13 protein-coding genes are annotated in these 8,462 nt (G+C 71.6%); 8 read left to right on the forward strand and 5 right to left on the reverse strand.

Going from position 1 to position 8,462, the window contains the following annotated elements:
- Window positions 1-533 (reverse strand): TCP-1/cpn60 chaperonin family protein (locus AB0B76_RS58225; protein WP_360394862.1); only part of this gene is annotated, 533 nt, incomplete at its 3' end.
- Between the two features lie 204 nt (window positions 534-737).
- Here AB0B76_RS58225 and AB0B76_RS58230 point away from each other — a divergent pair.
- The 5 genes from AB0B76_RS58230 (at window position 738) to AB0B76_RS58250 (ending at window position 4,922) form a co-directional block, all read left to right on the forward strand.
- A complete protein-coding gene (locus tag AB0B76_RS58230; protein WP_360394864.1) occupies window positions 738-1,250 on the forward strand; it encodes an inorganic diphosphatase in 513 nt (170 codons plus the stop codon).
- 100 nt (window positions 1,251-1,350) lie between these two features.
- Complete coding sequence (locus AB0B76_RS58235) at window positions 1,351-2,220, forward strand: sigma-70 family RNA polymerase sigma factor (RefSeq protein ID WP_360394867.1); 870 nt, start codon at window positions 1,351-1,353, stop codon at window positions 2,218-2,220.
- 198 nt (window positions 2,221-2,418) lie between these two features.
- A complete protein-coding gene (locus tag AB0B76_RS58240) occupies window positions 2,419-3,087 on the forward strand; it encodes a BON domain-containing protein (RefSeq protein WP_360394869.1) in 669 nt (222 codons plus the stop codon).
- A 696-nt stretch (window positions 3,088-3,783) separates the two neighbouring features.
- On the forward strand, window positions 3,784-4,482 hold the full coding sequence (locus AB0B76_RS58245) for a hypothetical protein (RefSeq protein ID WP_360394871.1): 699 nt from the start codon (window positions 3,784-3,786) through the stop codon (window positions 4,480-4,482).
- Between the two features lie 32 nt (window positions 4,483-4,514).
- Complete coding sequence (locus AB0B76_RS58250; protein WP_360394874.1) at window positions 4,515-4,922, forward strand: glutaredoxin domain-containing protein; 408 nt, start codon at window positions 4,515-4,517, stop codon at window positions 4,920-4,922.
- A gap of 115 nt (window positions 4,923-5,037) precedes the next feature.
- On the opposite strand, the gene AB0B76_RS58255 is transcribed toward AB0B76_RS58250, so the two are convergent.
- Window positions 5,038-6,240: an alpha/beta fold hydrolase gene (locus AB0B76_RS58255; RefSeq protein ID WP_360394876.1), complete on the reverse strand. Its 1,203-nt coding sequence runs from the start codon at window positions 6,238-6,240 to the stop codon at window positions 5,038-5,040.
- Between the two features lie 99 nt (window positions 6,241-6,339).
- Between AB0B76_RS58255 and AB0B76_RS58260 the strand changes: the two genes are divergently transcribed.
- Complete coding sequence (locus AB0B76_RS58260; RefSeq protein WP_360394878.1) at window positions 6,340-6,546, forward strand: hypothetical protein; 207 nt, start codon at window positions 6,340-6,342, stop codon at window positions 6,544-6,546.
- A gap of 27 nt (window positions 6,547-6,573) precedes the next feature.
- Here AB0B76_RS58260 and AB0B76_RS58265 read toward each other — a convergent pair whose 3' ends face one another.
- Window positions 6,574-6,933, reverse strand: coding sequence for a hypothetical protein (locus AB0B76_RS58265; protein WP_360394881.1), 360 nt, complete (start codon window positions 6,931-6,933; stop codon window positions 6,574-6,576).
- A 9-nt stretch (window positions 6,934-6,942) separates the two neighbouring features.
- Window positions 6,943-7,593 (reverse strand): TetR family transcriptional regulator, encoded by a 651-nt coding sequence (locus AB0B76_RS58270; protein WP_360394884.1) that lies wholly within the window; start codon window positions 7,591-7,593, stop codon window positions 6,943-6,945.
- Between the two features lie 74 nt (window positions 7,594-7,667).
- On the opposite strand from AB0B76_RS58270, the gene AB0B76_RS58275 reads away from it, so the two are divergent.
- Both AB0B76_RS58275 and AB0B76_RS58280 read left to right on the forward strand, forming a co-directional pair.
- On the forward strand, window positions 7,668-7,826 hold the full coding sequence (locus AB0B76_RS58275) for a hypothetical protein (RefSeq protein WP_360394886.1): 159 nt from the start codon (window positions 7,668-7,670) through the stop codon (window positions 7,824-7,826).
- Window positions 7,827-7,837: 11 nt separating this feature from the next.
- Window positions 7,838-8,110 carry a DUF4190 domain-containing protein gene (locus AB0B76_RS58280; protein ID WP_360394888.1) on the forward strand — a complete coding sequence of 91 codons (273 nt, stop codon included), beginning with the start codon at window positions 7,838-7,840 and terminating at the stop codon, window positions 8,108-8,110.
- A gap of 158 nt (window positions 8,111-8,268) precedes the next feature.
- Here AB0B76_RS58280 and AB0B76_RS58285 read toward each other — a convergent pair.
- Window positions 8,269-8,462, reverse strand: a 194-nt coding sequence (locus tag AB0B76_RS58285; RefSeq protein ID WP_360394890.1) for a hypothetical protein, incomplete at its 5' end; no start/stop codon positions are given.

Below are 8,462 nucleotides of genomic sequence, written 5' to 3' on the forward strand. Positions count from 1 at the left end.
CTCTCCTCGACGGTGATGACGCCTTCCTTGCCGACCTTGTCCATCGCCTCGGCGATGATCTCGCCGACGGTGTTGTCACCCGCGGAGATGGAGGCCGTCGCGGCGATCTGCTCGCGGGTCTCGACCTCGCGCGCCTGGTTGCCGAGCGCCTCCAGCACCGCGGCCACCGCCACCTCGATGCCGCGCTTGAGGGCGATCGGGTTCGCGCCGGCTGCGACGTTGCGCAGGCCCTCGCGCACGAGTGCCTGCGCGAGCACGGTGGCCGTCGTCGTGCCGTCACCGGCAACGTCGTCGGTCTTCTTCGCGACCTCCTTGACCAGCTCGGCGCCGAGTTTCTCGTAGGGGTCGTCGAGCTCGATCTCCTTGGCGATGCTCACACCGTCGTTGGTGATGGTGGGCGTTCCCCAACCCGTGCCCAGTACGACGTTGCGGCCCTTCGGGCCCAGCGTCACCCGCACCGTGTCGGCGAGCACGTTCATGCCACGTTCCAGCCCGCGGCGGGCCTCTTCCCCGAAAGCGATCAACTTGGCCATCTGCGTCGTCCTCTACATCGTCGTGCCGGTCGACGGCACTGTTCGGACCGACCTGCGATGGCCGCGAGACGAACTCGTCATCCCGAGGTTGCATCCCAATCGGTTAGCACTCGCGAGTGGTGAGTGCTAACACCAGTGCAGCACTCCTCGGCCCGGACCACAAGCGTTGCCGCGCGGGTCGGTCTCCGGGGTAGCGTGGCAACCATGGAGTTCGACGTGACGGTCGAGAGTCCGAAGGGAACCCGCAACAAGTACGCGATGGACCGGCGCACCGGCCGGATTCGCCTGGACCGGACCCTGTTCACCGCCACGCAGTACCCCGAGGACTACGGCTTCATCGAAGACACTCTCGGCGAGGACTCCGACCCGCTCGACGCGCTGGTGCTGGTGCGCGAGCCGACGTTCCCGGGCTGTCAGATCCGCTGCCGGGCGTTCGGCATGTTCCGGATGCGCGACGCCAAGGGCCCCGACCCGAAGGTGCTCTGCGTGCCCACCGCCGATCCGCGCCTGACCTACCTGGCGGATCTGCCGGACCTCGACCCCTTCCACCGGCTGGAGATCCAGCATTTCTTCGAGATCTACGAGGATCTCGAGCCGGGCAAGGCCATCGACACCGAGCACGGCGTCTGGGCGGACCGTACGCAGGCGGAGGCCGAGGTCGCCCGGTCTCGCCTGCGCGCCGCGCGGGCCGTGCCCGTCGGACCCGGCCCGGCCTAGGATGCGGACCGGTCGATCGGCGTAGGGTGGTGTTACTGCTCCGGACCTTGGCGGCGACGGCACATCCGTGATGGACAAGCGCCCCGATCGAGGTCACCGCATGCAATCGATACCAAGCGCCATTGCGACCGCCCCGCCACCCCGGTCCGGCACGATCCCCGCCGCCGACGCGTCGTCGAGGACGGAACAACTGCTCCGCGCCCGGGACCGGCTGCCGGTCGGCAACCCGCTCCGCGCAACGCTGCGCGCGCAAGCGATCGTCGGCATGCTGCCGCTGGCCCAACGGCTGGCGCGGCGATATGCCGGACGCGGCGAACTCCTCGAGGACCTCACCCAGGTCGCCGCGCTGGCCTTGGTCAAGGCCGTCGACCGCTACGACTCGGCTCGGCCCGCCTCGTTCGTCGGTTACGCCGTGCCAACCATCGTCGGTGAGCTCAAACGCCACTTCCGCGACACCGGGTGGGCCATGCGCGTGCCGCGCCTCGTCCAGGAGCTCACCATGAACCTGCAGACCGCCACCGGCGAGCTCGAGCAGCTGCGCGGCCGTACGCCCACGGCCGCCGAACTCGCCGCCCACCTGCACGTCGAGGCCGGCCAGCTGGCCAACGCGATCGGCGCCACGCACGTGTACCGCGTGCACTCGTTCGATGCCGGCCCGACCGGCGACGGCGACCTCCTCGACGTGATCGGGACCGCCGACCCGCGGTTCGCCGCGGTCGACGAGCGGCTGTCGCACGGACTGCTCGGCCGGCTGGTCGCGGAGCTGCCGACCCGCGAGCAGCGCATCCTGGCCATGCGGTTCACCGACGAGATGACCCAGGCGTCCATCGCCAGCGCACTGGGCATCTCGCAGATGCACGTCTCCCGGCTGCTGCGACACTCCTTGCACGAATTGCGGGCCGGCATCCGGAACCCGTCCCGCGCGCTTCCCGAACCGCCGCATTCGGTCACCGCTCTTACAATGAGCTGAACCCGGCCGGAGTCCGCGCCCCGGCCGGCGGTGCCGGTCATGGGTGACGCCCGTGTCATCGACCGTCAAATTACTTTTACCGGATGAAGCGCATATATCGGATTAAATCCGGTCGATTTTCGCGCATCCCAAAAATACTCTGCAATATCGGCCGAATTGGGCTGGCGCTCGGGCCGGCGGCGGCACATCGTGGTGCTTGTGACACAGACAATGCGCAAGACCGACCAGGAACTGAAGACCGCCGTGACCGAGGAACTGCACTACACCCCGAACGTCGACGCATCCGGCGTCGAGGTTCAGGTCGACGGCGGGACGGTGACGCTCTCCGGCGAGGTCAACAGCCTGCCGGAGCGGCTCGCGGCGAAACACGCCGCCATGCGGGTCGGCGGCGTCACCAACGTCACCAACAAGACCGCCGTGCGGGCTCTGCTGCCCACGGAGATCAACGACCAGACCCTCGCCCATGCGGTCGGCGAGGCTCTCGCGTGGACCGTCGACGTGCCGGCGAACGCCGTCAAGGCCGATGTCCGTGACCAGCGGGTCACCCTGACCGGCCGGGTCACCTGGGACTATCAGCGCCACGCCGCCACACGGGCGGTCACCTACCTCAAGGGCGTCAAGCTGGTCAGCAACGAGATCCTGCTCGAATCGGCGGTGCCGACCGCCGGCACCAAGGCGGCGGCCGAGGCGGCCATCCGGCGCAGCGCCGAGCTGAACCCCGCCAACATCACGATCGGGCTGGACGGCTCCGAGCTGACGCTGCACGGCAGTGTCGGATCGTGGTCGCAGCTCCGTGCCGCGGAGCGGGCCGCGTGGAGCGCCGCCGGCGTGACGAGCGTGCGCAACGAGCTGCACATCGCGTCCTGATTCCGAGTACCACCAACGGCTGCGAGCGCACGTTGTGCCCGCAGCCGTTCGCTGTCTGCATAGTGCAAATGCCACCGGGCCGGTCGGGAACGGCTGGCAGCGGCTGCCCGGCGGCGGCACCTCGACGCCCTGGCGGTCGACCAGTCCGCCGCGATGGGCAGATGGAGTAGCTCATCGCCGCCAGGAACCCTGGGACTGCGATGTATCCGCGGCCCGATCAGCCGTTCAGGAGCTGCCGGCCATGACGATGCGCTGGACTGGTTCGTGCCCTCGTAGATCTGGGTGATCTGCGATCGAATGGCGTCTGAGCCGGGAAGAAGTTCACGTCGTTCCTGCCCGCGATCAGCACCGACGCCCGGCGTAGCGCTGAGCGGCGTGCTGACGGGTTAGGCGTTCGCCGGCGCGATTCGGGGGGCGAGGCCCTGGTCACGCGTTGCTGCGACGCGAAGGACGGATCGATCAGGGTTCCTGATCTGGTAAACCTGCCGGCTGCTGCGGCGTGCGACGGACGGTCGGCCCGCTCGCTCGGGCTCATTCATGTCGATGAGCGGCAGCCCGGCGCGAGCACGACCTGGACACCGCATCCGCCGAGCCTGGCCACCCGGCGGCCACGTCGGTCGCCGGTGGGCCGACCGCGCGGCGCAGCGGGACCTATGCCTCTGGTGAACGGCCTCGCCGGGCTCGAGCGTGGAGTGCATGGTTTGGACAAGTGCCGGGCCCGCCCGGATGGGTTCGTGGGCCGCCGGGACGACCGCCGCCGCCGCGGCCGCGGCGCTGGCCATCGGGGTCACGACGCCGCCGCGGTCGGGCCCGTACTGCCGCGGTGGGTGCATCGGCTACCCGTACACCGATGCGGCGGCGTTCGTTCCGCGCGACTACCTGTGGATGTATCCGGCGACGCTGGCACCGCTGGCGCTGGTGGTGGCCGTGGCGTGCCTGCACGATCGGCTGCCGGCGGGCCACCGCTCGCTGAGCCGGGCCGGGCTGAGTGCGGCGGCGATCGGCGCCTGCGTTCTGGCGATCGACTACGTCCTGCAGCTGACCGTGCTGCAGCCCGGGTTGCTCAGCGGCGAGACGGAAGGGCTGTCGCCCTGGTCGCAGTACAACCCGCACGGAATGTTCGTCGGTTTGGAGGACCTCGGGTATGCGACGCTGGGCGTGGCGCTCGTGCTGCTCGGCGCCGCACTGCGGGCGGCACCGGGGCGACCGGCGCGGGCGGCCGCCTGGACGTTTCTCGGCGGCGGAGCGGCGATCACGGCCGCGTTGGTTCTGTTCGCGACGGCCTACCGGGCCCGGCTGGACTACCGCTTCGAGGTCATCGCCGTCGTGCTCACCTGGCTCGCGCTGGCCGCCGGCGGCACGCTCCTCGCGGTCGCCTTCGCCCGCCGAGCCTAGTGCCCGCGGCCGGCTCGGGTACCGTCGGCGGCATGCGCAGATGGACCGCGACGATCGTCGCCCTGGCCGTCGGCGTGCTTTCGCTCGGCACGACGAAGCCGGTGGGGTACGTCCTGGCCGCGGTGTTGGTGGTGCTGGCCGTCGCCGTGTCGCCGCGCGGCTTTCCGCGCTCGCTGCCGGCGGCCGAGGCGCAGCGGCTCAGCGCCGCCGACGGCCGCGGCATCGTCTACTGGCGGCCGGGCTGCCCGTACTGCGTCCGCCTGCGCGCGTCGCTGGGCCGGCGCGCCCGGCGCCTGCACTGGGTCGACATCTGGGCCGACCCGGAGGGCGCGGCGGCGGTACGCGCGGTGACCGGCGGCGACGAGACCGTGCCGACCGTCGTCTTCGGCGGGGAGTCGCGGGTCAACCCGGCCCCGGCGTGGGTGAAGGCCCACCTGTGACCGGGGTGCGCCGCCTCCGGGCCTCAGAGGCGTGACGGGGCAGGACCTGGCGGCGGCGGCTCGCACGGGGACGCCGGGCGGATCGCCCGGGTGATCCTCGATGCCGTCGGCGGGCTCAGTCCCGGGCCAGGGTGAGCAGGCGGTCGAGCACGTGGTGCCCGGCCGTGCGCAGGCCGTTGTGCAGGTACTCGTCGGTGAGCCACCGGCGCAGGCCGGGCAGCAGGTCGGCGGTCTCCTCCGAGTACCGCCGGATCACGTACGGGTCGTCGGCGTAGATGATTGCCGCGCACGGCACGTCGACCCGGGCCAGCACCTCGGCGTCGTAGAGGCGTGGCCATTCGTGCTCGGCGAGGATCGCGGCGACGTCGCGGTACGGTCGCAGGCTCGGCGTGTCCTCGAAGTGCCACGAGTAGAGGTGTTCGGCGGTGAGCAGGAGGGAGTCGCCGGCGAAGTCGTCGGGCTGCACGCGGTCGGAGGACCAGCGGGTGGCGCCGCCGTCGGCGTAGCTCGACTCGTGCAGGACCGCGTACAGCGGGTTGCGGGCGTCGAACGGCAGCATCGCGGCGACGTCGTGCCGGAAGCCGGGGGAGGCGTGGCCCAGCTCCAGGACGTGGTGCACCTTCTCCGCGCCGCCGTCCGCGCCCAGGTGGTGGCCGATGGTGCGCATCAGCCGCCGGGAGATCGGATGGCCGTCCGGGGCCCGGACCTCGCCCGCGTCGCAGCGGTCGAGCAGCTCGCGGAGCCGGGCCGCGTCCTGCGGGTACCGGCGGTGGTAGCGCCGGTTCAGCACGCGCATCGCGTCGAAGGTGGCCGAGTAGACGTCGTCGACCGGGCGCCCGACCGGCGGCAGGCCGCCGGTGAACAGGACCTCGCGGAGGCTGTCGGGGGCGACGCACAGGTAGTGCAGCGAGCAGTACCCGCCGAAGGACTGCCCGAGCAGGCTCCAGCGGCGCGCGCCGAGATGCTCCCGCAGGCACTCGGCGTCCCGCACGATCGCGTCCGCGCGGAAGTGGGTCAGCCGTTCGGCGTCCGCCGCGGCGTCCGGACCGGGGGCACCATAGGGGGTCGAGCGTCCGGTGCCCCGCTGGTCCAGCATGATGACCCGGAAGTCCCGCAGCGCCCGCTCGAGCCAGGCGGGCGCCATCGGCCGGGCCGACGGCCGCGGCGCCTCGTGGCCCGGGCCGCCCTGCAGGTAGACCAGGAAGGGCCGGTCGCGCCCGTCGGCGGCCGCGATCTCCCGCGCGTACACCTCGATGGTGGGGCCGTCCGGGCGGTCGTGGTCGAGGGGCACGGTGATGAGATGATCGGTCAGCAGCACCCCTGGAATCGTACGGTGCTCTTCTCATCCTGAAGTCGCAGACGCAAGACCCGTCCCGAGCCGGAGGTGCCCGGCTCCGCGATTTCCTACGGTTTGTACATGACGACGAACAAGGACGCGTGGAGCGGGACGGTGGCGAAGAAGTCGCGGGCGCTGTTCGACGGCTCCAACCTGTACCGGCGGCTCGAGGTGCGGCTCGAGGACGGGACCCACCTGGACGTCAAGGTGGATCGGGAGCTGTGGAGCCAGCTCGAAGTGGGCGACCGGCTCGTGAAGCCGGACGGCGAGAAGCCCCGCCGGGGCTGAAGCGTAGACACCCGGATCGGGCTCCGGTCAGGCATCGGGCGGCCGCGGCCGCCAGTCCAGGGCGTTGCGCCAGCCGGGGCGGTCGGCCGCGTAGGCGGCGAGGACCCGCGCGACCGGTTCGGGGCCGACGAGCTCGTTCTGCGGCGGCACGTACGCCTCGAAGTGCCGGTCCGCGCCGCCGTCGCGGTACTCGACCTGGTAGCTCCAGTCGTCGTTGATGTACGCCTGCATGTAGTGCTGGCCGGCGGGCTCCCGGTCGAGCCGGCTGACGATGAGGAAGCGCCAGCGCAGGTTCAGGTCGGCGAGCGCGTCGTGCAGCGCGGTCGCGTCGGGGTCGTCCCAGGTCTTCCCGCTCGCGTCGGTCGCGCGCACCGTCGGCTCGGCCATGCCGCGACCCTACCGTCCGGGCGCGGGGCCGGTCGCCCAGTGGCGGCTGCCCAGGGCGATGAGGCGCAGCTGCCGCCCGGCCAGGTCCAGCACGTCCGCCTCGGCGGCCGGGTCGGACGGGGGCAGCTCGAGCAGCGCCGCGGCCGTCTGCACCATGTGGTCGACGAGCAGGCCCGCCAGCATCCGCAGGTCCTGGGCGTCCCAGCGTTCCAGCGCGGCCGCGTGGGGCAGGCGCCGGGTCAGCAGGTCGGTGGCCAGCTCCGCCGCCGACAGGTCGAGCTGCTCGCGGATCGCGCGGCGGACGTCGGCGACGCCGCCGTACCGCTCCCGGGCGATGAACCGGAACTGCTCCCGGCGCTCGTGCAGCTGCGCGACAAGCACCGACAGGGAGCGGCCGATCACCGCGTCGCTGTCGGCGATGCCGTCGCGTACGGAGCGCACGGCCGTGCGCAGGCCGCCCAGGCACTGCTCGACCAGCGCCACGCCCAGGCTCGGCACGTCGGGGAAGTGGCGGTAGAAGGCGGTGGGCACGATGCCGACCTCGCGGGTTAGCTCGCGCAGGCCGAGGCTGTCGAGGCTGCGGTGCTCGAGCAGGCGCAGGGCGGTGTCGAGCAGCGACTGGCGTGTCTGGGCCTTCTGCTCCTGCCGGGTATGGGGCACGTCACTCAGTAAACACCCGTGCACCGAAATCGTGTAGAACTGAGTGAACAACTGTCCACTGAAAGGGGTGACCGATGGCCTTGCTCGTTGGGGCGGTGCTCGTCGCGCTGCTCGTCGTCGGGCCGGCCGCGCTGACCGGGCAGCCGCTGCTCATGCTGCTGGGCGTCGCGCTCGCGGGCGCCGTACTGCTGGTCGCCCGGCGGTGGCCGCTGCGCCGGCTGCGTGACCGATGAGGGGGCACACCATGGCGGAACCGGCCGTGACGCGGCGCCGGCCCGATGACCGGATCGTGGCGTCGCTGGTGCTCGGGGTGGCGGGCCTGTTCTTCTTCAACGTCGTCTTCGGGCCGTTCGCGGTCGTGCTCGGGCTGTGGGCGCTGCGGCGGCCGGCGAACGGGCGGCGCGGGCGCGGGTTCGCCGCGCTCGGCGTCATCCTCGGCCTGGCCGACCTGGTGATCCTGGCCGTGCTCGTGGCGGCCCGGTCGCGCGGCGGGGACCTGTTGCACGTCCCTGCCTGAAACACGTCCCTGCCTGAAACACGGCCCTGCCTGAAACACGGCCCTGCCTGAAACACGGCCCTGCCTGAAACACGGCCCTGCCTGAAACACGGCCCTGCCTGAAACACGGCGAAGGCCGGTCACCCGAGGGTGACCGGCCTTCGGCCAGGGGGAGGCGATCAGTTGGCCGCGACGCCGTACTGACCCTCGCCGCCGTGGTACTGGGTGCCCTCGGCGAACGCGGCGTCGAAGCGCTGCGACAGGGCGTCGAGCTCGCCGAACTCGGCCTGGTGCGAGTCCTCGCTGCCCTCGGCGGCGAAGACGTGGTCGTCCTCGGACGCGTTGTGGTTGTAGTTGGTGTAGTCGTCCGACT

The organism is Dactylosporangium sp. NPDC049140, from assembly GCF_040648435.1.

What these genes read in the sequence shown, in the direction of transcription:
- AB0B76_RS58230 (WP_360394864.1), top strand. Translation starts at nt 738, where the DNA reads ATGGAGTTCGACGTGACGGTCGAGAGTCCGAAGGGAACCCGCAACAAG.
- AB0B76_RS58235 (WP_360394867.1), top strand. Translation starts at nt 1,351, where the DNA reads ATGCAATCGATACCAAGCGCCATTGCGACCGCCCCGCCACCCCGGTCC.
- AB0B76_RS58245 (WP_360394871.1), top strand. Translation starts at nt 3,784, where the DNA reads ATGGTTTGGACAAGTGCCGGGCCCGCCCGGATGGGTTCGTGGGCCGCC.
- AB0B76_RS58250 (WP_360394874.1), top strand. Translation starts at nt 4,515, where the DNA reads ATGCGCAGATGGACCGCGACGATCGTCGCCCTGGCCGTCGGCGTGCTT.
- AB0B76_RS58260 (WP_360394878.1), top strand. Translation starts at nt 6,340, where the DNA reads ATGACGACGAACAAGGACGCGTGGAGCGGGACGGTGGCGAAGAAGTCG.
- AB0B76_RS58265 (WP_360394881.1), bottom strand. Translation starts at nt 6,933, where the DNA reads ATGGCCGAGCCGACGGTGCGCGCGACCGACGCGAGCGGGAAGACCTGG.
- AB0B76_RS58275 (WP_360394886.1), top strand. Translation starts at nt 7,668, where the DNA reads ATGGCCTTGCTCGTTGGGGCGGTGCTCGTCGCGCTGCTCGTCGTCGGG.
- AB0B76_RS58280 (WP_360394888.1), top strand. Translation starts at nt 7,838, where the DNA reads ATGGCGGAACCGGCCGTGACGCGGCGCCGGCCCGATGACCGGATCGTG.